Genomic DNA, 23,148 nt, shown 5'->3' on the forward strand with positions numbered 1-23,148 from the left:
TTTCGGTTGATGGGGCCGATTACCCAGTAGCACCCTCCGTCCCCCATTTGCAACATCCGAAACGAAACAGGCGCCCAGTGCGCCTTTTCCCGTTTTTAGGTTACATTCTTCGGCCAGCCTCCTAGAAAGGCCGCAACGTTCCCACCATGTCCAAGCCGCCGAAAATTCCCGAGTCTGTCCTTGTTGTCATTCATACGCCCGAACTGGACGTGCTGGTCATTGAGCGCTTCGACCGGCCGGGTTTCTGGCAATCCGTGACGGGTTCAAAAGATCACATCGACGAACCGCTGATCCTGACGGCTGCGCGTGAAGTTGCCGAGGAAACCGGGATCGTGGTCGGCAGCCCAGGCGTGCCGGAGCGCTCGCTGATCGACTGGCATCATCAGATTGAATACGACATCTATCCAGAATGGCGGCATCGGTATGCCGAAGGCGTCGTGCGTAACGTGGAGCACCAGTTCAGCCTGCTCGTTCCGCATTGTGTGGAAGTGAAGCTTGCGCCGCGCGAGCACACCGCCTTTCTCTGGCTGCCGCTTCGCGAGGCGGCGGCGAAGTGTTTCTCGTCGTCGAACCGTGAGGCGATCCTGCATTTGCCCGAGCGTCTTGCGGAGCACAACCGGTGATCGGTTTTGCCACGCCCAAACGGCGGTTCGCCCGACTCAAGCTAGCCCTGTTTGGAGGGCGCCGCCCGGTACGGCTATGCTTCACCATCAACAACACGGTGCGGCTGTTCAAATCCGGCGTGGAATTTTTCCCGGCGCTGATCGAACGCATCGACGCCGCGCAGCACGACGTCTCGCTCGAGACCTACATCTTTTGCGACGACGCAGCCGGCCGTGCCATTTCCACCGCACTGATGAATGCGGCCCGGCGCGGCGTGCACGTACGCGTGATCACGGACGGTATCGGTACCGCGAAGCTTCCGATCTTCAACGAATGGGCGCAGGCGAACGTCGAGCATCGCGTGTACAACCCGCATCTGTTCGGGCAGCTCGGTTTTTCTCGGACGCATCGCAAGCTGGCGGTCATCGACCGTCACATTGCGTTCTGCGGCGGCATTAATATTGTCGATGACTTCGAGCAGAACGGCGTGCGTCTCGATCAAGCGCGCTGGGATTTTGCTCTGGAAGCGCAAGGCCCAGTGGTCAAGGACGTGCGGGAAGCCTTCGATCTCCAATGGCAGCGGATTCGCCTCGGCGTGAAGCCGCTGGCGCCGCGGCAGCAGGATCAGCAACCTACGCCGGGCGCATCGTCGAGAACGAACCGGCGCGCATTGCGAGCACGGCTGCGAGCGCGTCGGGGCCTGATCCACGCGGTCGATCAACCGTGCGTGGCGTTCGTCGCCCGCGACAACCTGCTCAACCGGCGCGCAATCGAAAAGGCGTATCTCGCCGCGATTTCGCACGCGGAAAAAGAAGTGATGCTGGCGAATCCGTACTTCATGCCGGGGCGCAAGCTGCGCCGCGCGCTGGTCCGTGCAGCGCAGCGTGGCGTACGGGTCACACTGGTGATTGGAAGAAAGGAGTTTGTCGCGCTCGACTACGCCACGCCGTTCTTGTATCGCAATCTGCTGAAGTACGGCGTGCGGATCGCGGAATACGAGAAGACCATGCTGCACGGCAAAGTGGCCGTGGTGGACTCGAACTGGGCTACGGTTGGATCATCGAATCTGGACGCATTGAGCCTCGTGCTGAACAATGAGGCCAACATGGTGCTGGTGAATCATGAGAACGAGATCGTGCAGCTGCGCGACGCGATCCTGGCCGCTTTCCATGACGGCCGGCCGATTACCGTCGAGCAATACGCGGCGCGCCCCGTTGGTGAGCGTTTGCTTAACTGGCTCGCGTACAACGCGTATCGCACGATGATGAAAATGCTCACCATCGGCCGCTACGATTAAGTCGTAAAAACGCCGCGCGGTCAAACCCGGGCAGCCCCGACTGGCTGTCCGTCAGCAAACCGGGACAAACTAAGACTCATCCGATTGATGTGGTCAGAAGTTAGACCCGCTTTTCTAATAAAAAGCTTGTTTCATGAACGGCTAGCTATAACAATAGTACGGCCGTTCGATTTTATTTCGATTCAATGAAAACGGTAAAGATCATGAGAAAAGGCGAACAGACACGAGTCGCGATCCTCGATGCTGCGCTGGACCTGGCAAGCAGGGACGGACTGGAGGGTTTGACGATCGGCTTGCTGGCCGAACGGATGCAGATGAGCAAGAGCGGTGTGTTTGCGCATTTCGGCTCGCGTGAGGATCTTCAGGTGGAGGTGGTGAAGGAATACCACCGTCGCTTTGAAGACGAGGTGTTCTACCCGAGCCTGCGCGAAGCACGCGGTTTGCCGCGTTTGCGTTCAATGCTGGCGCGCTGGATGGAAAAGCGCATTGAAGAAGTGACAACGGGCTGTATCTACATCAGCGGCGCGGTGGAGTACGACGATCGCGCCGACAGCGCGGTCCGCGAGCAACTCGTGCACAGCGTGACGACCTGGCGAGCGGCGCTCACTCGTGCGATCAACCAGGCGAAAGATGAAGGGCATCTGCGCGCGGACACGGATCCGGCGTTGATGCTGTTTGAACTCTATAGCTTCACGCTCGGCCTGCATCATGATGCGCGTTTCCTGCACTTGCCGGATGCCGTGCAACTGACGCGGGACGCGCTGGAAAAAACGATTGTTTCGTATCAAAGCAACGGCCGTTAGGCGCCGGGCGGATCAGCAGAGGGTAGAAGTACGGCAGATTCGGCGGCGACCAAGGCCCAAGCTTCCTGGACACTTGGAGAAGAAAAATGGGACAGTACACAGCGCCGCTGCGTGACATGCAATTTGTCTTGCATGAATTGCTCAACGTGGAAGCCGAGGTCAAGAACATGCCGAAGCATGCCGACCTCGACGCGGATACCATCAATCAGGTTCTCGAAGAGGCCGGCAAGTTTTGCGCCGAGGTGCTTTTTCCGCTGAACCAGATTGGCGACCGCGAGGGTTGCACGTACGAAGGCGATGGTGTCGTGCGCACGCCGGCGGGGTTCAAGCAAGCCTACAAGCAGTACGTGGAAGCGGGCTGGCCGGCGCTCGGTTGCGATCCCGAATACGGCGGCCAAGGGCTGCCCGCGTTCGTGAACAACGCGCTGTTTGAAATGCTGAATTCGGCGAACCAGGCCTGGACGATGTACCCCGGCTTGTCGCATGGCGCGTATGAATGCGTTCACGCGCATGGCGCGCCCGAGTTGCAGAAAACGTACTTGCCGAAACTCGTCGACGGCACCTGGACCGGCACCATGTGCCTGACGGAACCGCATTGCGGCACGGACCTGGGCATGCTGCGCACGAAGGCCGAGCCGAACAGCGACGGATCCTACGCCATCAGCGGCACGAAGATCTTCATCTCCAGCGGCGAACATGACCTGGCCGAGAACATCGTGCATCTGGTACTGGCTCGCTTGCCGGGCGCGCCGATGGGCACGAAGGGCATCTCGCTCTTCATCGTGCCGAAGTTCATTCCGACTGACGCGGGCGCTCCGGGTGAACGCAACGGCGTGAAGTGCGGTTCCATCGAACACAAGATGGGCATTCACGGTAACTCCACGTGCGTGATCAATCTGGATAACGCGAACGGCTGGCTTGTCGGTGAACCGAACAAGGGCTTGAACGCCATGTTCGTGATGATGAACGCCGCGCGTCTCGGCGTCGGCATGCAAGGGCTGGGGCTGACGGAAATCGCGTATCAGAACTCGCTCGTGTACGCGAAGGAACGTCTGCAAATGCGTTCGCTGACTGGTCCGAAAGCACCGGAAAAAGCGGCTGATCCGATCATCGTGCATCCGGACGTTCGCCGCATGTTGCTCACGCAAAAGGCCTATGCCGAAGCGGGCCGTGCGTTCACGTACTGGGCTGCGCTGAACATCGATAAAGAACTGTCCCACGCCGATGAATCCGCGCGTAAAGACGCCGCCGACCTCGTCGCGCTGCTCACGCCGGTCATCAAGGCGTTCCTGACGGACAACGCGTTCGAAGGCACGAACATGGGAATGCAGATCTACGGCGGCCATGGCTTCATCTCCGAGTGGGGCATGGAACAGTACGTGCGCGATGCCCGCATCAACATGATCTACGAAGGCACGAATTCGATTCAGGCTCTGGATCTGCTCGGCCGCAAGATTCTCGGCGACATGGGCGCGAAGCTGAAGAAGTTCGGCAAGCTCGTGACGGACTTCGTGGAAGAAGAAGGCGTGAAGCCGGAGATGCAGGAGTTCATCAACCCGCTCGCGGATATCGGCGACAAGGTCCAGAAGCTGACCATGGAAATCGGCATGAAGGCGATGCAGAATCCCGACGAAGTCGGCGCCGCTGCCGTGCCTTATATGCGCACCGTCGGGCATCTGGTGTTCTCGTATTTCTGGGCGCGCATGGCACGTATTGCGCTGGACAAGGAAGCCGAAGGCGATCCGTTCTACAAGGCGAAGCTCGCCACCGCGCGTTTTTACTTCGCCAAGCTGCTGCCTGAAACGGCATCGACGATCCGCGCTGCGCGCGCCGGATCGAAGACGTTGATGGACTACGACGAAGCCTTGTTCTAGGCCTCTTTTGCACTGCGCCGCGTTTTAGCTGGTTCAAAAGACGCGGCGCACCGTCTTACCGAATACCTCTCCCGGAGACACAACGTGAGCAATCTGAACATACGCAAGGTGGCCGTGCTCGGCGCCGGCGTGATGGGCGCGCAGATCGCTGCGCACCTGATCAACGCCCAGGTGCCGGTCCTGCTGTTCGACCTGCCGGCCAAAGAAGGTCCGAAGAACGGCATCGCGTTGAAAGCGATCGAGAATCTGAAGAAGCTGTCGCCCGCGCCGTTCGGCGTGAAGGACGACGCGCAATACATTCAGCCCGCGAATTACGACGACGACATCGAGAAGCTGAAAGAGTGCGATCTCGTGATCGAAGCGATCGCCGAGCGTATGGACTGGAAGCACGACTTGTACAAGAAGGTTTCGCCGTACATCGGCGAGAAGGCGATTTTCGCGACCAATACGTCGGGGCTGTCGATTACGGAGTTGTCGAAGGGTTTCTCCGATGAACTCAAGGCGCGTTTCTGCGGCGTGCACTTTTTCAATCCGCCGCGCTACATGCACTTGGTCGAACTGATCCCGACCGATACCACGCAACCGCAGATCCTCGATCAACTCGAAACGTTTCTGACCAGCGTGGTGGGCAAGGGCGTCGTGCGTGCAAAAGACACACCGAATTTCATCGCGAATCGCGTGGGCGTGTTCTCGATTCTCGCGGTGATAGCGGAAGCGGAGAAGTTCGGACTGCGTTTCGATGAAGTCGATGACCTGACTGGCGCTCGACTGGGTCGCGCGAAATCGGCGACGTTCCGCACGGCCGATGTGGTCGGTCTCGACACCATGGCGCACGTCATCAAGACGATGCGGGACAACCTGCCGGACGATCCTTTCCTGGCGTTGTACGAGACGCCGGCTGTGCTCGCGGGTCTGGTAAAGAACGGCGCGTTGGGTCAAAAGTCGGGTGCGGGTTTCTACAAGAAAGAGGGCAAAGCCATCAAGGTACTGGACCCGAAAACGGGAACGTACGTCGATGGCGGCGGCAAGGCGGATGAACTCGTCGGCCGCATCCTGAAGCGTGCGCCGGCTGAACGCCTGAAGCTGCTGCGTGAATCGCAGCATCCGCAAGCTCAGTTCCTGTGGTCCATTTTCCGCGATGTGTTTCATTACATCGGCGTGCATCTGGAGTCTGTCGCAGACAATGCACGCGATATCGATCTCGCCATTCGCTGGGGTTTCGGCTGGAACGAAGGTCCGTTCGAAGGCTGGCAAGCGGCTGGCTGGACGCAGGTAGCAAAGTGGGTGCAGGAAGATATCGATGCAGGCAAGGCGTTGTCGAAAGCGCCGTTGCCTTCGTGGGTGTTCGACGGTCCTGTGGCAGAAAAGGGCGGTGTGCATACGGCTGAAGGATCGTGGTCGCCTGCAGCTTCTAAATTCATTCCGCGTTCATCGCTCGACGTATACAAGAAGCAAGTATTCCGCGCACCGCTTATCGGTGAAGCGGGTGTCGATCCGAAAACCTATGGCAAGACGCTGTTCGAAACCGACGCCGTGCGCGCCTGGGTCGATGACCGCGCCGGTGAAGACGATGTCGTGATCGTCTCGTTCAAAAGCAAGATGAACACGATTGGACCGTCGGTGATCGAAGGGCTGACGAAAGCGATCGAACTCGCCGAAGCCGATTACAAGGGCGTCGTGATCTGGCAAACGTCCGCATTGAAGCTCGGCAATCCGGGCGGCGCGTTCTCGGCCGGTGCGAACCTTGAAGAAGCAATGCCCGCGTTCATGACGGGCGGCGCGAAGGGTATTGAACCGTTCGTGAAAATGTTCCAGCAAGGCATGCTGCGCGTGAAGTACGCAAGCGTGCCGGTGGTTGCTGCGGTGTCGGGCATTGCGCTCGGCGGCGGTTGCGAACTCGCGCTGCATTCGGCGAAGCGTGTTGCGCATATCGAAAGCTATATGGGGCTGGTGGAAGTGGGTGTCGGTCTCGTGCCGGCGGGCGGTGGCTTGAAGGAAGCGGCGTTGCGCGCAGCGAGCGCAGCCAGCGCCGTGAACGCGACCAGCGATCTTTTGAAATTCCTGCAGAAGCCGTTCGAAAACGCCGCGATGGCGAAGGTTTCAGCATCGGCGCTGGAAGCACGTTCGATGGGGTATCTGAAGGCATCGGACACGATCGTTTTCAACGTGCACGAATTGCTCGATATCGCCAAGAAGGAAGCGCGGGCGCTTTCGGCAGCCGGTTATCGTGCACCGTTGCGGGCCACGCAAATCCCCGTAGCAGGACGCTCGGCGATCTCGACCATCAAGGCGTCGCTCGTGAACATGCGCGATGGCCGCTTCATCAGTGATCACGATTTCCTGATTGCTAGCCGTATCGCGGAAGCGGTGTGCGGCGGCGATGTGGAAGCGGGGAGTCTCGTCGATGAAGAATGGCTGCTGGCGCTCGAACGTCGCGCGTTTGTCGATTTGCTCGGCACTGCAAAGACGCAGGAAAGGATCATGGGCATGTTGCAGACCGGCAAGCCGGTTCGTAACTAACGCGCGCTGACCGCAACCAATTGCATGGGACAAGAGTAAGCGCTATGGGGCTGGAGTAAGCGCTAAAGCGCTAACTCCAGCCGACACGCCAACTCTGGTCGACAAAGGAGCTGCAAAATGAGCAAACAAGTGCAGGACGCATATATTGTCGCCGCGAGCAGGACGCCTATCGGCAAGGCGCCGCGCGGCATCTTCAAGAACACGCGGCCCGACGAGCTGCTGGTCCACGCGATCCGTTCAGCCGTGGCACAAGTGCCGGGGCTGGATACGAAGCTGATTGAAGACGCGATCATCGGTTGCGCGATTCCTGAAGGCGAGCAAGGCCTGAACGTGGCGCGTATCGGCGCATTGTTGGCTGGTCTGCCGAACTCGGTCGGCGGCGTGACCGTGAACCGGTTTTGCGCCTCGGGCGTGACCGCGTTGGCGATGGCTGCCGACCGGATTCGCGTCGGCGAATCGGATGTGATGATCGCGGGCGGATGCGAGTCGATGAGCATGGTGCCCATGATGGGCAACAAGCCGTCGCTGTCGCCGCATATCTTCGATCGTGACGAGAACGTAGGCATTGCTTACGGCATGGGCTTGACCGCCGAACGCGTGGCCGAACGCTGGAAGATCAGTCGTGAAGCGCAGGACGCGTTTTCGGTGGAATCGCACCGGCGCGCCTTGGAAGCCCAACGTACCGGCGAATTCAACGATGAAATCGCAGCGTTCACGCTGAACGAACGGTTCCCGGATCTGGCAACAGGCGAGATCCGCGTCAACGCACGCGAGATCAAGAACGATGAAGGTCCGCGCGAGGGCACGACGATGGAAGGGCTCGCGAAGCTGCGTCCCGTCTTCGCCGCGAAGGGTTCGGTGACGGCGGGCAATAGCTCGCAGACGTCGGACGGCGCGGGTGCGTTGATCGTGGTCAGCGAGAAGATCCTCAAGCAATTCAACCTGACGCCGCTCGCGCGTTTCGTGAGCTTTGCAGTGCGTGGCGTGCCGCCGGAAATCATGGGCATCGGCCCTAAGGAAGCAATTCCTGCAGCGTTGAAAGCGGCCGGCCTCACGCAGGACGATATCGACTGGATTGAGCTCAATGAAGCGTTCGCCGCGCAATCGCTGGCGGTGATTCAGGACCTGGGACTGGATCCGTCGAAGATCAATCCGCTGGGCGGCGCGATTGCGCTGGGCCATCCGCTTGGCGCGACCGGCGCTATTCGTGCCGCGACAGTCGTGCATGGCTTGCGCCGGCGCAACCTGAAGTACGGAATGGTGACCATGTGCGTGGGAACGGGCATGGGCGCGGCGGGCATTATCGAACGGATGTGAACGGGTATTGCTGAAACGTAAAACGACGGTTCGCGCACCATCCGGTTCGCGAGCCGTTTCTTCATTCAGGAGACGAGAATGGACATCATCACCGAACACGTCGACGGCGTGCTTAGCATTACCATCAACCGTCCGGCGCGCAAGAACGCGCTGACGGCCGCGATGTATCAAACCATGGCCGACGCTTTCTTCGACGCCGAAAATGACCCGGCCGTGCGCGTGGTGCTGATTCGCGCCGTGGGCGACACGTTCAGCGCAGGCAACGATCTGGAAGACTTCATGAAGGCGCCACCCGCGAAGCAGGACGCGCCCGTGTTCCAGTTTCTGCGCCGCATCAGTACCGCGCAGAAACCGGTGGTGGCGGCGGTGGCAGGCGGGGCTGTGGGTATTGGTACGACGATGCTGCTGCATTGCGACCTGGTCTACGCAGCGTCTACAGCGAAATTCGCGTTGCCGTTCGTGCAGCTTGGGCTGTGTCCGGAGGCGGCGTCGAGCTTGCTGCTGCCGCGCGTTGCGGGTTATCAGCGGGCAGCGGAGAAGCTGCTGCTGGGCGACCCTTTCGATGCTGCCGAGGCTGCGAGCATGGGTATCGTGAACCGGGTTTTACCGGCGGAAGAGGTCGACGACTTCGCTCTGAAACAGGCGAAAAAACTCGCAGCCTTGCCCCCTGCATCGCTGAAGGCTACCAAGGCGTTGATGAAGGGCGCTCAGGCCGGCGAAATCAGCGCGCAGATGGCCGCGGAGGCGGAACACTTCGCCCACATGCTGAGCGCACCTGAGGCGAAGGAGGCGTTCACGGCGTTCTTTGAGAAGCGCAAGCCGGATTTCAGCCGGTTTAATTGACAACGGGCTTGGGCTCCTGGATAACCCGAGGGCTCACGTTCCTTCCTGTGGACGGTGGCGCTTCAGGCGTTGTCTGAAGCACGCCGAGGCTTCGCTCAACGCGTGGCGCCGTCCACGCGGCCATATTCCACGAACCCGTTCTCCCGCGCAAAACTCACGAGCCGCAACCCCGCCTTTTCCGCGATGGAAATGGCCAGCGACGTAGGCGCGGAAATGGTGACGAGCATCGGTACACCGACCCGCGCCGACTTGCGCACGAGTTCATAGCTTGCCCGACTCGAAAGGAATACGAAACCTTGCGTGGTGTCCACGCGTTGCAGCACCAGATGCCCGATCAGTTTATCGAGCGCGTTATGGCGGCCCACGTCCTCGAACGCGTAGTTGACCGCGCCGCGTTCGTCGCACCAGGCGGCTGCGTGCAATCCGCCGGTCAGCTTCGATAACTGCTGATGCGCCGGCAATTCATGCGCGGCATGAGCAATGGCGTCATCCGCAAGACGGCTCAGGAAACCCGTTTCGGGCACGCGTTCAGGTTGCAAATCCAGCAAGTCGATACTCTCTATCCCGCACACCCCGCAGCCCGTGCGTCCGGCCAGCGCCCGGCGCTTCTGCTTCATCGCGACAAACGCCTGCTGCACCACCTGCAGATGCACTTCTGCGTGCGGCAGGGTGTCGCCGGCGGGGGTATCGTGGAAAAATACCTCGATGTCGTGGATATCGCTGCCGCGCTCCACAATGCCTTCGGTCAGCGAAAATCCCACCGCGAACGCTTCCAGGTCGCGCGGCGTGCACATCATGACCGCGTGCGAAATGCCGTTGTACACGAGCGCGACGGGCCATTCCTGGCCGACGTCGTCGGCGGCGTCGCGTGTTTCACCCAGCCGGTGCCGCCGCACCGGGCGCTGTACGTAGCCGGGCTGATCGTCGATGTCGGTGTCATTCATTGCATGGCTCACTTGCTGATTGCTTTCGATGTTGCGTTTTAACCGCTTTCCGTGGGCATCCACGAGATAAATTCGGGCACAACGCTTGCTCCTTTATGGGGCAGCAGACACACTACAAGCCGTTCAAGGCCCTACGATAACCTACCGCGGCCTCACTCGCTTTCCTTGTCCATTACCGCCAACGAGGCACCTGCCATGGCACTTTACGACGCTCCGCGCCTGTTCGGATTCGAACTGGAGTCGACTGAGAATCTGAGCTTCATCCCGCTCGTCGTGCGCTTTAACCTGGACCGCTTCGGCCGGATCATCTCGCTCGATCAGTGGAGACGACTGCCGCATAGCGACCGGGAATTGCTTGCGCGCTTTCCTGTTGAGGATGACGCCGCGATCGAACCGAATTTCGATCAGGCGCTCGCTGAGATGCTTCGGACGCACGCTGACGCGGCGCCGGAGACATTTGAACCTGATAGCGATCCGATCTGGGTGCATACCGACGTCGTGCCTGAAACCGTGATTCGCCAGAGCAGTTTGTGCGGGATCGGCTCGCCGAGTCTTGGGCGATGGTCGGAGCTTTCGCGATTTCAGCGCTATGCGCTGGCGAAGTTATCGCGCAAGGCCGATGTCAACCACGACTTCGTTCCGGCAATGCGGGAGTTCGGGGTAGCCGATTAAGATCGGTCAAGTTCGGTCATGTTGTTACTCGCGCCCTTGAACGAGACCGCTAGCGGCTGACCGGCTCATCGTGTTCAACCCAACGCGACAGAACCACGCCGGGTGGAAATTGTCAGGGCGCGAGATCAAATTCGCCGCCGGGGAACCGCGGTTCGCCCGCTGCATCCGTCCGCAAACAGCGGCCGGCAGCGAACTGGCACCGGTCGCCGCATGTCGTGCCGCGCTTGCCTGCACGACTGACTATCCCGCAAAAGGCGTCTTTTAAGCACCCACCCTAAATTCCCCCCACCGTTTGCCGATAATCAACTATCGATGCACGGAAATCGATGCGAAGACGCGCTCAGTCTTCCCAGCCCCGCCTCCCGGACGGCGATCGAACCCATGAACTCATTCTTTTCCCGCCGTCTGCTGGTAAGCCTGGCCGTCGTTCTGATCGCCATGGGGGCGAACGCATTCGTCGCGTACCAACAAATCGACCGCCAAAGCGTCGCCAATGCGCGCACGCAGCGCACGCTCAGCCTCATGCGCGACCTCGACGCGTACCGCAGCGCGCTTGGCGAAATCCTCCCGGAAATCAGTTGGTACCAGGCGAGCGGCGTCCTTACGCCGCTCGACGTTCGCGAGGCGCGTGCAGCGCATATCAACGCGCTGGAAAGCGGCCTGCGCGCCCAGTTCGATTACGAACCCGACATGAAAGGCGCGTTTTACCTGCTCGGCGAAAGCGCGCGTATTGCGAAACGCGACGCTCAATCGGCGTTCGAACGCGCCGCCATAGACGCACCTGGCGCGACCCGCGACTGGACCCAGCAAGCGGTCCGTCGGCTCGCAGAAGATCAGCAATCCCTCGATGTCGAACTGGCGGTGCTGCGCGCGAGGGAAGCCGATTCGCTCGCGGCCGCGCTCAATGAATCCGCGCTGGCGTCCACCCGCGCCGTATTCCTGTTGATCCTCACGATGCTTGCCGGCGGCGCAGCGCTGATCTACACCTTCGCGCGCCACGAGAAATCGGCGCGCGACAAGTTGCGCATTGCCCGGGCAATGCAGCGCAGCAACGAGCGTTTCCGCGATCTGTTCGACGCGCATCCGGTCCCCATGTGGATTGTCGATGCCGCGACGTATCGCTTCGTTGCAGTGAATCCGGCGGCGTTGGCGCATTATGGCTACAACGAACTCGAATTCCTGTCGATGAGCGTGCGGGACCTGCACGCCGATGACGACTTCGACCGGTTCGCCACACTCCTCGCGCGCCACACGCGCAGCCATACGCGCAGCGAGACGGACAGTCAGCCGCGCCAGACGGGCGCGCAACGGCCGGCGGGCGTCTGGCAGCACAAGCGTCGCGACGGCGCGCAGGTGAGCGCCGACATCTCATCGCACTCGCTGACCTATTCAGGGCATCCGGGTATTTTCATGCTCGCCAACGATGTCACCGACCGCATCAATGCCGAAACCGAGGCGCGGCGTTCGAAGCAGATGCTGGAGTCGCTTATCGACAATATTCCGCAGCGGATCTTCTGGAAGGACCGCAAATCGCGTTATCTGGGCTGCAATTCCGCCTTTGCCCGCGATGCCGGTCTCGCCAGCAAAGACCAGGTGGTCGGCCTGACGGATTCCGAGCTGCCCTGGTGGCGCTCGGCCGCGCAACTTCGTGACAGCGATCGCCGGGTCATCGCGACCGGCCAGCCGCTGATGAACGTCGAAAGCGACGTTGAACGCGATGATGAAGTGCGCGCGTCGATCACGAGCAAGATGCCGCTGCTCGACGGGGCGGGGCGCATTATCGGCGTGCTGGGTTCGTACGATGACACGACCGAGCGCAAGCGCGCCGAACTGGCGCTGCGCTTGCAAAGCCGGGCGCTGGATGCCTGCGTGAACGCCGTGCTGATCACTGGCACGAGTGCCACGGGCAACGTGATCGAATATGCGAATCCCGCGTTCAAACGCATTACGGGCTACGACCCGGCCGATATCGTGGGCCGCGACTGCCGTTTCCTCCAGCGCGATGATCTCGACCAGGAAGGCCTCGAGGCAATCCGTACGGGTCTGGCCGCGAACCGCGAAGCGAGCGCTGTGCTGCGCAATTATCGTAAGGATGGCGTGCTGTTCTGGAATCGGCTTTTCATCGCGCCCGTGCCAGATGCGCAGGGCCGCACGACGCATCACGTCGGCGTGATCAACGACGTCACCGAAGTAGTCCGCTATCAGGAGCAGCTCGAATATCAGGCGAACTACGACACGCTTACGCGCCTGCCCAACCGTAATCTGCTGCGTGTCCGGCTACAACACGCGATTGATCGGGCTCGGCAGGAGGACACCACGCTGGCCGTGGTTTTCGTCGATCTCGATGGGTTCAAGAACGTCAATGACAGCCTGGGCCATAGCGTAGGCGACCGGTTGCTCGCGGTGGTCGCCGAGCGGCTGGCGCGTTGCGGCCGCGCCGGCGATACGGTCGCGCGTCACGGCGGCGACGAGTTCGTGATCGTGCTCCCGGACATGGTTGGCGAAAGCGCGCTGATTGCCTGGATGGAGCGCGTGCGGACCGCCATTTCGGACCCGGTATGGCTCGATGGCACGGAAATGTACGTGGGCTGCAGCATGGGCGCGAGCCTGTTCCCGCAAGACGGCGACGACGCCGAGACCGTGCTCAAGAAAGCCGATATCGCGATGTATCGCGCGAAGGACATGGGACGCAACACGTACCAGTTCTATCAGCCGGAAATGAACGCGAGCGTCGGCGCGCGGATGGACGTCGAGCGGCGTTTGCGGCGGGCGTTGCGCGACGGCGAATTCCTGCTGCACTACCAGCCGCAAGTGGAATTGACGACGGGCGAGATTGTCGGCATGGAGGCGCTCGTGCGCTGGATGGATCCGGAGTTCGGGTTGGTCTCGCCGGGCGCGTTTATTCCGGTGGCCGAAGAATGCGGGCTGATCGGGCCATTGTCCGAGTGGGTGTTGCGCGAGGCGTGCCGGCAAAACAGGGCGTGGCAGGACGAGGGGTTGCCGCCGGCGCGGATGTCGGTGAATCTGTCTGCGCGGCAATTCCAGCAACGGGATATCCGCGTGCTGGTGACGTCCGTGCTGGCGGAAACGGGGCTTGCGCCGCATTACCTGGAAATCGAGCTTACCGAAAGCGCGATCATGCGCAACGGGGAAGACACCGTCACCACGCTAACGGAGTTGGCGGCGCTCGGCATCAGCATTGCCATTGACGACTTCGGGACCGGGTATTCAAGCCTGAGTTACCTGAAGCGTTTTCCGGTGGACCGGTTGAAGATCGACCGCTCGTTCGTTGCGGATATCGGCAAATCGGGAGGCAATGAAACGATTACTTCAGCGATCATCGCGCTCGCTCACTCGCTCGAGTTGCAGGTGATCGCGGAGGGCGTGGAGACGGCGGCGCAACTGGACTTCCTCGTTGCCCGCGACTGCGACGAGATGCAAGGCTTTTTCTTCTCGCAACCGCTGCCGGCCGGCGAGATTCCCGCGCTGCTGCTCAACAGCCGGACCAGCCGGCAGCTTGGTGTGCGCCAGGGACCGTCCGATCAGTCCAGGGCGGGCAATGCGCGCGGACGGCGGTCGCTGTCGGTGGCGACGTAGGTCAACGTCGCTTCCGTCACCTTCACCACGTCTTCCGCCAGGCTCATGCGCTGCGCATAGACCTCGACCGATACCGTCACCGACGTATTGCCCGTCTTCACGATATCCGTATAAAAGCTCAGCAAATCGCCGACAAACACCGGCTGCTTGAATACGAACGAATTCACGGAGATGGTCGCGACGCGCCCGTTCGCGCGCCGGCTGGCCGGAATCGATCCGGCGATGTCCACTTGCGCCATGATCCAGCCGCCGAAGACGTCGCCGTGAACGTTGGCATCGGACGGTTGCGGCACTACGCGCAGCGCGACCGGTTTGTTCGGGAGTTGCAGGGATTGGGTCACGGGCGGATTTCCATGAAAGAGTGACGGGATGCCGGCGCTCAGCGCGCCGTGGCACCTTCTGCGACAATGCTTGGATTAAACGATGTTGCTTTGCGCTCGAACGAGTCTGGCTTGAATTTGGCCTCAATTTGGCTTATCACACCCGTTTTAGCGTGTTTTTACGGCGTTTGGCGAAAGGTTGGCTGGTCGTTGACCACGCGTTGCCCGCGCCGGGAAACATCGAATTGTACGGGAAAGCCCGCATTTTGAGACGGGCGCCCGTCCCGCGATACCTCGCTCGTGCGCGCCGCAGTGACACCCTGTGATACTGCGGCGCGGACCTCTGCAGACCTGGAATTCATGCGCCGCAACTCTCCATCCGAACCGGCTCCCGTCGCGAAAGGCCCGCGTAACGACTGGCAGACCATTTTCTCGCTGCTGCCGTACCTCGCCACGTACAAATGGCGCGTCGGGTTTGCGCTGACCTGCCTGATCGGCGCGAAAGTCGCGAATCTGGGTGTGCCGATCGTGATGAAAAAGGTGATCGACAGCCTCAGTTCCATCCAGCATCTGACCGCGCTCGGACGCGCGCAGGATTCCGCGGCGATCATCCTGGTGAGCGGCGTGGGCCTGCTGGTCGTGGCTTATGCGATCGTGCGCCTGTCCACTTCGCTATTCACCGAGTTGCGCGAAATGCTGTTCGCGAAGGTCACCGAAAGCGCCGTGCGGCAACTCGCGCTGAAAGTGTTCCGGCATTTGCACTCGCTGTCGCTGCGGTTTCATCTCGACCGGCAGACCGGCGGCATGTCGCGAGACATTGAACGCGGCACGCGAGGTATCCAGCAACTCGTTTCGTATTCGCTTTACAGCATCCTGCCGACGCTCGTGGAAGTCGGCCTCGTGCTTGGATTTTTTGTCGCGAAATACGAAGCGTATTACGCGATCGTCACGCTGATCGCGCTGGTGACGTACATCGTGTTCACGATCAAGCTCACCGAATGGCGCACGCACTTCCGGCGCACGATGAACGAACTCGATTCGAAGGCGAATTCGCGTGCCATCGATTCATTGTTGAACTACGAAACCGTGAAGTATTTTGGCAACGAAGAGTGGGAAGCGCAGCGTTACGATGAAAACCTGCGGCGCTATCGCACGGCGGCCATTCGCTCGCAGCGGTCGTTGTCGGTGCTCAATTTCGGACAGCAATTCATTATTGGCACGGGGCTCGTGTTCATTCTCTGGCGCGCGACCCAAGGTGTTATTGCGGGGCATCTGACGCTCGGTGATCTCGTGCTGATCAACACGTTCATGCTGCAGTTGTATATCCCGCTGAATTTCCTGGGCGTGGTGTATCGCGAGCTCAAGCAGAGTCTCACTGACATGGACCGCATGTTCACCTTGCTCGGCGCCGGGCGTGAAGTGCCGGATGTGCCGAACGCTCCGCCGCTGGTCGTGAAGGGTGCGGAGGTCCGGTTCGAGAACGTGAGCTTCTCGTATGAACGCGCGCGGCCGATCCTGCATGGTGTGGACTTTACGATTCCGGCGGGGACCACGACGGCGGTGGTCGGCCACAGTGGTTCAGGTAAATCGACGCTCGGCCGTCTGCTGTTCCGTTTCTATGATCTCGACCGCGAACAAGGCGGCCAGATTCTGCTCGACGGCCAGGACATTCGCGATGTCGCGCAGGATTCGTTGCGTGCGGCTATCGGCATCGTGCCGCAGGATACGGTGCTCTTCAACGATTCGATCTACTACAACATCGCGTACGGCCGGCCATCCGCTTCACGCGATGAAGTGATCGCGGCGGCGCGAGCAGCGCACATTCACGACTTCATCGAGAGCTTGCCCGCTGGGTACGAGACGCCAGTGGGCGAGCGCGGGCTGAAGCTGTCGGGCGGGGAGAAGCAGCGCGTGGCTATCGCGCGGACGTTGCTCAAGAACCCGCCGCTCCTCATCTTCGATGAAGCCACCTCCGCGCTCGATTCAAAATCCGAACGCGCCATTCAGCACGAACTGGATCTGATCGCGCAGGAACGGACGACGTTGATCATTGCGCACCGGTTATCGACGGTGGTTCATGCGCAGCAGATTATCGTGTTGGATCACGGGCGCATTGTGGAGCGGGGGACGCACGCGGAGTTGCTGCGCGCGGGTGGGCTGTTCTCGCAGATGTGGGCGTTGCAGCAGCGCTCGGCGGGAGTCGTGGCCGCCGATGCGCTGGAAGCGCCGGCGCGTGCGTGAAACGGGGCCGGCGTCTCGCCAGACGGGTCAAAGTTCGTTTCTTTCAGGCGTTTCGACGGGCGGCTCTTGTTCACTCGAAGGTGAAAGGATCAGCGCGGCGCAGATGCCCTTCGTGGTTCCTGTGCACCACGGCATTTGCTTGATGACTGTTCGCGGGCGTGCTTTGCAATAATCCTTACTGGCGTCCGTGCCTTTCGGGTCTGCGGCGCGTTCCGAATGGGACGCGCCGCAGGAGGTCGTGAACGGTGCGCCCGACGCTGCGGCGACAGTCGGCATATCGTCCACGTTGATGGGCGCGACGGTGGCGTTCCCTCGCTGCGCGCGCCACGCTGGGTTGAAGAACGCCGCCCGATCCCGACGGATTTGAATTGAAGGCGGATAAGATGTCACCGCAAACGCGCGGCGGATCAGCGAGGGATCAATCGCACCCAGGTGCGCGACCTCCGCATTGCGCTGAACCGCCGGGTCATGCGAGTACCTTCTCGCGATATCGATCCAGATATTTCCGCCCCCGCCCGATTCGCTCTCGGGGATCTCGATTTCATACACATACCCTCGAGGGTGCTCGACAGCGGTGGCGGGATTGTCGTAGGTGGCTTGAGCGGCCTGGGCTGCGTACACCGTTGCGCGCCCAATGTCCCGCGAGGTGCCGACGTAAGCAGTCTCGGTCAGACGACCGCTGAGGTATGCCTGCAGGTCCTGATTGCCGCCCCTGGGCCGAAAGCCTTCGGCAAATACGACTTCGGGAGGCCGGGAGTCTCCGCGATAAACGTAGGTCCGCCCGTCTTTGCATACACTTAGGCAGGGACCTGCCAGGGCAGATAACGAAACAAGCATGAATACTAAAAAGGAAAATACGGATCGCGTGTTCATCTGCGTCTCCCATTGAATGTCGGAGAAGGAAAAAGGTACGGCGGCGCTACCCCGGCGCTTAGCCGGGTCGTTTCGTCCGATTGTGAAGATGCTTTCCCGAAGTCAGCAGTTTCGCCGGCAGCAAATCTGTGGATATGCGGTTTTCAGCAGGGATCTTTTAGTCGTTAAACAATGACGCTGATGGTTTAGTGGTGTCGACATACATTCTTTGTCCCGTGACGACAGCAATTTGCGCCAATTTCCATGCGCCTGGAGTCAGGTTGATACGTCTTCCATCGCTCGTCACAGCGAAGTAATGGCTGCCTTCCTGTAAGCCTACTTCTCTCAACGTAACCGTCTCTCCCCGAATTTGAACGCAGTCATTGCATGCCGCGACTGCCATGTTTCCAAGCGAAAAGGCAAATGGCGCTAACAAGGAGACAAGCATTCCCCGCTTGAATTTGGTCATGGTTTTTCCTTTAAAATAAGTGGAAGTGATCGGGCTTTAAATGCTGCACGGCTGCCCTTCAAGGGTTTTAATTTGATCGTCTGATCCAGGTCAAAATACTCGAATATCGGATAGTAAAAATTATAAAAAGCGTTTTTCGTAATCCGGCCAGTCGTGATTCACTGGCACGGCACCGGTAACCATCTTTCTGTCGGGAAGAGAGTGCGATGTATTATCTACATAACTCTTTGCTTCAGCAGGTCGATTAGAAAACGCTGAAATTCCTAAGTTGAATAATGCTAAAAATTTAACTGTACCGGCCTATAGCTGAGGCTACTTGGAACGCTTCCCAGGCGGTGCCTTAGAGGAGCCAGGCTATTCATAGAGCGAAAGACCGTTGATTGAGGCAGGTGCTGGCGCTTGGTTACTACGGTTGGAACATGGAAAATGTGCGTGTCGGAGTGTCGATATAAAATATTGCTCCCGTCATGACTGCTATCTGTGCTAGTTTAAACGCGCCGTCGGTCAGTTCTACAACTCGTCCGTCAGTCAACTCCGCCCAGTAAAAGTCTCCCGCCGCGAACCCTACTTCTTTCAAATGCACTTGAGAATTGGAAACCTGAGAGCAGGCGGTGCATGCCGCGAAAGAGGTGCTGCCATAAAGAAATAAAAAAGGGACCACGACGATGGAAAAAATATAGGATCTAATGCAGCGCATAATCTTCCTTTTAAATGGATGTAACACGATTCAACATTAGATATATCGGCGCCATATTTCAAGGAAAGCGTTTCTGAAATTTGATATTTGTGAATAAATTTTACATCGTTCATGATGAATGTTTGCGCATCTGCGACACATGGAATCAATTGATCGCCAACAAAACGCTGTCTGTTAGAAACGCAAGCGCCGTGAAAGATGTGCGGGCCTGTCGCGTGGAAGAACGCTGGCAGAACGAATGGCTGCGCGCTTGCTCGCTTCTTTCATGGGCACCCGCTCAGGCAACCGCTCGCGGCGAACATGCACTGACGACACTGCGACGCGGCACCCGACGTGTGCGCTCGGCGTAACAATGGCGCGTCTAGTTTCGCATCGAGCGTTGTGCGCGGAGTTTTTGCGCCGTGCGTTTCATGTCGGATCGTTGCAAACCCGCCCAAGGTCGAAACGGCCAGAACGGTAAAATGCCTGCGCGTCTCCAGACGCACACCAATCAGGCCGAGGGAGCCGCATGGAACTGAAATGGCTCGAAGATTTCGTCTCGCTCGCGGAGACGCGCAGTTTCAGCCGCTCGGCTGAACTGAGGCACATCACGCAGCCGGCATTCTCGCGCCGGATCCAGGCGCTCGAAGCGTGGCTGGGCACGGATCTTATCGACCGCTCCGTCTACCCGACCCGCCTCACGCAAGCCGGTCAGGTTTTCTACGAGCAGGCGCTCGCGATGCTCTCGCAGTTCCACGAAGCGCGCACGCTGTTGCGTGGACAGACCGGCGTGCCCAATGCGACCATCGACTTTGCGGTTCCGCACACGCTCTCCCTGACCTATTTCCCGCGCTGGCTACACCACATAGAAGCGCGGCTTGGCCGCATCAACACGCGTTTGCGCGCGCTGAACGTGCATGACGCCGTGTTGTCGCTGGTGGAAGGCGGCTGCGATCTGGTGATGGGTTATCACCATCCGAGCCATCCGATGGCGCTCGATCCCGCCCGCTACGACATGCTGACGCTCGGCACCGAACCCATCAGCCCGTTCTCATCGGTGAACAAAGGTGGCCGCGCGCGCTACACATTGCCCGCTACCGCCGATGCCCCCGCGCCGTATCTCTCGTACACGCCTAACGCTTATCTCGGCCGCATGACGGAAGTGATCATCGCGACCTCGCCAACACGTCTTTATCTCGACAAGGTCTACGAAACCGACATGGCCGAAGGCCTCAAGGCAATGGCACTGGCCGGTCACGGCGTGGCCTTCCTGCCGCACAGCGCGGTTGAGAAGGAAGTCGATGAAGGCAGCTTGATCCGGCTCGACCGGGGAACCCGCGGAACACCGGCGGGTCAGTTCACGCTCACGATGGAAATTCGTTTGTACCGCGACAAAATGGCGGCGAAGGGTGACGATCCGCGGCAGGCCCTGATGCGTAATCTTTGGGAAGCCGTGGGCGAAGAGGTATCGAGGCCCGCGCAAACCCCTGCCACATAAGCCTCACAGACGTTATGCAAGATAAACATAACGCAATGATGAAACGGCATTGGATTTCAATATCCGAATTTTCCACAATGAAGCTATTCCACACAACGCTGGAGCTTCGATGTCATCGCCGCAACAAGATCGCACCGCTTCTGCTGTTCCCGCTGTTCAGCACGTCATTCCCTCCTATCTCGATTCCACGCATCTCGGCCCTTGGGGTAACTACCTCCAGCAGGTCGATCGCGTCGCGCCGTATCTCGGCTCGCTGTCGCGCTGGATTGAAACCCTCAAGCGCCCGAAGCGCATCCTGATCGTCGATTGCCCTATCGAACTCGATAACGGCACGGTCATGCACTTCGAAGGCTATCGGGTCCAGCACAACATGTCGCGTGGTCCGGGCAAGGGCGGCGTGCGCTATCACCAGGACGTTACGCTTTCCGAAGTGATGGCGCTGTCGGCGTGGATGTCGGTGAAGAACGCGGCTGTGAACGTGCCGTACGGCGGCGCGAAGGGCGGTATTCGTGTCGATCCGCGCACGTTGTCGCGTGGCGAACTCGAACGGCTGACGCGTCGTTATACGAGTGAAATCGGCATCATCATTGGGCCGAATACGGATATCCCTGCACCGGACGTCAACACGAACGAGCAGATCATGGCGTGGATGATGGACACGTACTCCATGAACCAGGGCCAGACAGCAACCGGCGTTGTGACCGGCAAGCCGATCTCCCTCGGCGGTTCGCTCGGCCGCAAGGAAGCAACCGGCCGCGGCGTGTTTGTCGTGGGCTCGGAAGCGGCGCGCCGGATTGGCTTTGACATTGAAGGTGCGCGCATCGCCGTGCAGGGTTTTGGTAACGTCGGCGGGATCGCTGCACGGCTGTTCCAGGAAGCCGGCGCGAAAGTGGTGGCGGTGCAGGATCACACTGGTTCGCTGTACAAATCGTCGGGTATCAACGCGGCTGCTTTGCTCGAACACGTGGCGAAGCATGGCGGCGTGGGCGGCTTCGAAGGCGCGGATCCGATCAGCAAAGACGAGTTCTGGACCATTGAAAGCGATATCCTGATTCCGGCTGCGCTTGAAGGCCAGATCACGGAAGAAAACGCACCGAAAATCAAGACGAAGATCGTGGTGGAAGGCGCAAACGGTCCGACCACAACGGCGGCCGACGACATTCTCCACGACAAGGGCATTCTCGTGATCCCCGACGTGGTCGCGAATGCGGGCGGCGTGACGGTGTCGTATTTCGAATGGGTGCAGGACTTCTCGAGCTTCTTCTGGACTGAAGACGAAATCAACCAGCGACTCGAACGTGTGATGCGCGAAGCGTTCGCGGCCGTGTGGCAAGTGGCGAGCGAGCATTCGGTGTCAGTGCGCACGGCGGCATTTATTGTCGCTTGTACGCGAATTCTTCAAGCGCGCGAAATGCGCGGTTTGTATCCGTGATTTCAGGCAAAAGAAACGTTTGCGAGCGCGCGGCTGCATGAAGCGGCGCTAACGCAAAAAGCATCAAGACGCCCGTCGGCGTCCTTCGGGACCTCGACGGGCTTTTCGCGTAAAAAAACAAGAAAATTAGGGCAGAACCAGAGCAATTGAAAGCGCTGAAACCCCCGCTCAGCCGGACATGACAGCGGGTGTCTCAAAAATAACAACTGTGGACAACATTCATTCTTTCAAATTTATTACCCTGCTAAACTTGCGCCGTTTTCGCCAAGGAGATCAACACATGAAGATTAAAAAAGCCGCGCTGCTGCTCGCCGCATTGGGTCTTTTCGCATCGGGCGCGCAGGCGCAAAACAACGATACGCTCAAGAAGATCAAGGATTCAGGGAATATCTACCTGGGTTTCCGCGAGTCGTCGATTCCGTTCTCGTACTACGACGACAAGCAACAGGTCATCGGCTATTCGTATGAGTTTGCTTTGAAGGTGGTTGAAGCCGTCAAGGAAAAGCTCAACCTGCCGAACCTGAAGATTCAACAGAAGTCGGTCACGTCGCAAAACCGCTTGCTGCTCGTGACGGGTAACCAGATCGACCTCGAGTGCGGTTCGACCACGAACAACCTGGAGCGTCAGCAACAAGTCGCGTTCTCCAACACCATCTTCGTGATCAGCACGCGCCTGATGACCAAGAAGGATTCGGGGATCAAGGACTTCGCCGACCTGAAAGGCAAGACCGTTGTGACGACCGCTGGAACCACGTCCGAGCGCCTGCTTCGCAAGATGAACCAGGACAAGAACATGGGCATGAACATCATCAGCGCAAAGGATCACGGCGACTCGTTTTTGACGTTGTCGACGGGACGCGCCGTCGCGTTCATGATGGACGACGCGTTGCTGGCCGGCGAACGTGCGAAGTCAAGCAATCCGGGCGATTTCGTGATTGTCGGTACGCCGCAATCGCGTGAAGCTTATGGCTGCATGCTGCGCAAGAACGATCCGGAGTTCAAGAAGGTAGTCGATGACGCCATCGCCAAGGTCGAAACCTCGGGTGAAGGCGACAAGATCTACAAGAAGTGGTTCGAAAGTCCGATTCCGCCGAAGGGTCTTAACCTGAACTTCCCGGAAAGCGATGACATGAAGGCGCTTTTCAAGAACCCGAACGACAAGGCAATCGACTAATCTCGGTTCTGCTTGA

At 59.6% G+C, this 23,148-nt stretch carries 17 protein-coding genes; 13 read left to right on the plus strand and 4 right to left on the minus strand.

The window, feature by feature from the left end:
- The first annotated feature begins 146 nt into the window (after nucleotides 1–146).
- The 7 genes from nudB (at nucleotide 147) to BSU04_RS00690 (ending at nucleotide 9,257) form a co-directional block, all read left to right on the plus strand.
- Entirely contained in the window at nucleotides 147–623 is a 477-nt protein-coding gene (nudB, locus tag BSU04_RS00660; RefSeq protein ID WP_089158789.1) for a dihydroneopterin triphosphate diphosphatase, read from the plus strand.
- Complete coding sequence (locus BSU04_RS00665; protein WP_089158790.1) at nucleotides 620–1,900, plus strand: phospholipase D-like domain-containing protein; 1,281 nt, start codon at nucleotides 620–622, stop codon at nucleotides 1,898–1,900. Before nudB ends, BSU04_RS00665 begins: the two co-directional genes overlap by 4 nt.
- A gap of 203 nt (nucleotides 1,901–2,103) precedes the next feature.
- Nucleotides 2,104–2,703 carry a TetR/AcrR family transcriptional regulator gene (locus BSU04_RS00670; RefSeq protein WP_089158844.1) on the plus strand — a complete coding sequence of 200 codons (600 nt, stop codon included), beginning with the start codon at nucleotides 2,104–2,106 and terminating at the stop codon, nucleotides 2,701–2,703.
- A gap of 86 nt (nucleotides 2,704–2,789) precedes the next feature.
- Nucleotides 2,790–4,577, plus strand: a complete 1,788-nt coding sequence (locus tag BSU04_RS00675; RefSeq protein ID WP_089158791.1) for an acyl-CoA dehydrogenase C-terminal domain-containing protein — start codon at nucleotides 2,790–2,792, stop codon at nucleotides 4,575–4,577.
- 84 nt (nucleotides 4,578–4,661) lie between these two features.
- Nucleotides 4,662–7,097 (plus strand): 3-hydroxyacyl-CoA dehydrogenase/enoyl-CoA hydratase family protein, encoded by a 2,436-nt coding sequence (locus BSU04_RS00680; RefSeq protein ID WP_089158792.1) that lies wholly within the window; start codon nucleotides 4,662–4,664, stop codon nucleotides 7,095–7,097.
- 117 nt (nucleotides 7,098–7,214) lie between these two features.
- Nucleotides 7,215–8,414, plus strand: coding sequence for an acetyl-CoA C-acyltransferase (locus BSU04_RS00685; RefSeq protein WP_089158793.1), 1,200 nt, complete (start codon nucleotides 7,215–7,217; stop codon nucleotides 8,412–8,414).
- Between the two features lie 78 nt (nucleotides 8,415–8,492).
- The gene (locus BSU04_RS00690) at nucleotides 8,493–9,257 is read left to right on the plus strand and encodes an enoyl-CoA hydratase (RefSeq protein WP_089158794.1); all 765 of its coding nucleotides are present in this window, start codon (nucleotides 8,493–8,495) and stop codon (nucleotides 9,255–9,257) included.
- 95 nt (nucleotides 9,258–9,352) lie between these two features.
- On the opposite strand, the gene fdhD is transcribed toward BSU04_RS00690, so the two are convergent.
- Complete coding sequence (gene fdhD, locus BSU04_RS00695) at nucleotides 9,353–10,201, minus strand: formate dehydrogenase accessory sulfurtransferase FdhD (RefSeq protein WP_089158845.1); 849 nt, start codon at nucleotides 10,199–10,201, stop codon at nucleotides 9,353–9,355.
- 195 nt (nucleotides 10,202–10,396) lie between these two features.
- Between fdhD and BSU04_RS00700 the strand changes: the two genes are divergently transcribed.
- Nucleotides 10,397–10,873, plus strand: coding sequence for a nitrate reductase associated protein (locus tag BSU04_RS00700; RefSeq protein ID WP_089158795.1), 477 nt, complete (start codon nucleotides 10,397–10,399; stop codon nucleotides 10,871–10,873).
- 381 nt (nucleotides 10,874–11,254) lie between these two features.
- On the plus strand, nucleotides 11,255–14,470 hold the full coding sequence (locus BSU04_RS00710) for a sensor domain-containing protein (RefSeq protein ID WP_089158797.1): 3,216 nt from the start codon (nucleotides 11,255–11,257) through the stop codon (nucleotides 14,468–14,470).
- Here BSU04_RS00710 and BSU04_RS00715 read toward each other — a convergent pair.
- Nucleotides 14,416–14,811 carry an acyl-CoA thioesterase gene (locus BSU04_RS00715; protein ID WP_089158798.1) on the minus strand — a complete coding sequence of 132 codons (396 nt, stop codon included), beginning with the start codon at nucleotides 14,809–14,811 and terminating at the stop codon, nucleotides 14,416–14,418. The genes BSU04_RS00710 and BSU04_RS00715 overlap by 55 nt on opposite strands.
- Before the next feature lie 339 nt (nucleotides 14,812–15,150).
- On the opposite strand from BSU04_RS00715, the gene BSU04_RS00720 reads away from it, so the two are divergent.
- Nucleotides 15,151–17,031 carry an ABCB family ABC transporter ATP-binding protein/permease gene (locus BSU04_RS00720; RefSeq protein ID WP_089158799.1) on the plus strand — a complete coding sequence of 627 codons (1,881 nt, stop codon included), beginning with the start codon at nucleotides 15,151–15,153 and terminating at the stop codon, nucleotides 17,029–17,031.
- Nucleotides 17,032–17,058: 27 nt separating this feature from the next.
- Here BSU04_RS00720 and BSU04_RS45110 read toward each other — a convergent pair whose 3' ends face one another.
- Nucleotides 17,059–17,904 carry a scabin-related ADP-ribosyltransferase gene (locus BSU04_RS45110; RefSeq protein ID WP_144021084.1) on the minus strand — a complete coding sequence of 282 codons (846 nt, stop codon included), beginning with the start codon at nucleotides 17,902–17,904 and terminating at the stop codon, nucleotides 17,059–17,061.
- Nucleotides 17,905–18,061: 157 nt separating this feature from the next.
- Nucleotides 18,062–18,352, minus strand: coding sequence for a hypothetical protein (locus BSU04_RS00730; RefSeq protein WP_089158801.1), 291 nt, complete (start codon nucleotides 18,350–18,352; stop codon nucleotides 18,062–18,064).
- 1,205 nt (nucleotides 18,353–19,557) lie between these two features.
- Between BSU04_RS00730 and BSU04_RS00745 the strand changes: the two genes are divergently transcribed.
- The 3 genes from BSU04_RS00745 (at nucleotide 19,558) to BSU04_RS00755 (ending at nucleotide 23,132) form a co-directional block, all read left to right on the plus strand.
- Nucleotides 19,558–20,526, plus strand: a complete 969-nt coding sequence (locus BSU04_RS00745) for a LysR family transcriptional regulator (protein WP_089158804.1) — start codon at nucleotides 19,558–19,560, stop codon at nucleotides 20,524–20,526.
- Between the two features lie 109 nt (nucleotides 20,527–20,635).
- Nucleotides 20,636–21,958 (plus strand): Glu/Leu/Phe/Val family dehydrogenase, encoded by a 1,323-nt coding sequence (locus BSU04_RS00750; RefSeq protein WP_089158805.1) that lies wholly within the window; start codon nucleotides 20,636–20,638, stop codon nucleotides 21,956–21,958.
- A 280-nt stretch (nucleotides 21,959–22,238) separates the two neighbouring features.
- Nucleotides 22,239–23,132 (plus strand): glutamate/aspartate ABC transporter substrate-binding protein, encoded by an 894-nt coding sequence (locus BSU04_RS00755; RefSeq protein ID WP_089158806.1) that lies wholly within the window; start codon nucleotides 22,239–22,241, stop codon nucleotides 23,130–23,132.
- The last annotated feature ends 16 nt before the right edge of the window (nucleotides 23,133–23,148 follow it).

The sequence above is a fragment of the Caballeronia sordidicola genome (assembly GCF_002220365.1).
In the GTDB taxonomy this organism is placed as follows: Bacteria; Pseudomonadota; Gammaproteobacteria; order Burkholderiales; family Burkholderiaceae; genus Caballeronia; species Caballeronia sordidicola_C.

Bases quoted from the DNA above. Each gene is read 5' to 3' on its own strand.
- BSU04_RS00755 (WP_089158806.1), top strand. From the start codon at position 22,239: ATGAAGATTAAAAAAGCCGCGCTGCTGCTCGCCGCATTGGGTCTTTTC.
- BSU04_RS00675 (WP_089158791.1), top strand. From the start codon at position 2,790: ATGGGACAGTACACAGCGCCGCTGCGTGACATGCAATTTGTCTTGCAT.
- BSU04_RS00745 (WP_089158804.1), top strand. From the start codon at position 19,558: ATGGAACTGAAATGGCTCGAAGATTTCGTCTCGCTCGCGGAGACGCGC.
- nudB (WP_089158789.1), top strand. From the start codon at position 147: ATGTCCAAGCCGCCGAAAATTCCCGAGTCTGTCCTTGTTGTCATTCAT.
- BSU04_RS00690 (WP_089158794.1), top strand. From the start codon at position 8,493: ATGGACATCATCACCGAACACGTCGACGGCGTGCTTAGCATTACCATC.
- BSU04_RS00730 (WP_089158801.1), bottom strand. From the start codon at position 18,352: ATGACCAAATTCAAGCGGGGAATGCTTGTCTCCTTGTTAGCGCCATTT.
- BSU04_RS00685 (WP_089158793.1), top strand. From the start codon at position 7,215: ATGAGCAAACAAGTGCAGGACGCATATATTGTCGCCGCGAGCAGGACG.
- BSU04_RS00700 (WP_089158795.1), top strand. From the start codon at position 10,397: ATGGCACTTTACGACGCTCCGCGCCTGTTCGGATTCGAACTGGAGTCG.
- BSU04_RS00710 (WP_089158797.1), top strand. From the start codon at position 11,255: ATGAACTCATTCTTTTCCCGCCGTCTGCTGGTAAGCCTGGCCGTCGTT.
- BSU04_RS00670 (WP_089158844.1), top strand. From the start codon at position 2,104: ATGAGAAAAGGCGAACAGACACGAGTCGCGATCCTCGATGCTGCGCTG.
- BSU04_RS00720 (WP_089158799.1), top strand. From the start codon at position 15,151: ATGCGCCGCAACTCTCCATCCGAACCGGCTCCCGTCGCGAAAGGCCCG.
- BSU04_RS00750 (WP_089158805.1), top strand. From the start codon at position 20,636: ATGTCATCGCCGCAACAAGATCGCACCGCTTCTGCTGTTCCCGCTGTT.
- fdhD (WP_089158845.1), bottom strand. From the start codon at position 10,201: ATGAATGACACCGACATCGACGATCAGCCCGGCTACGTACAGCGCCCG.
- BSU04_RS45110 (WP_144021084.1), bottom strand. From the start codon at position 17,904: ATGAACACGCGATCCGTATTTTCCTTTTTAGTATTCATGCTTGTTTCG.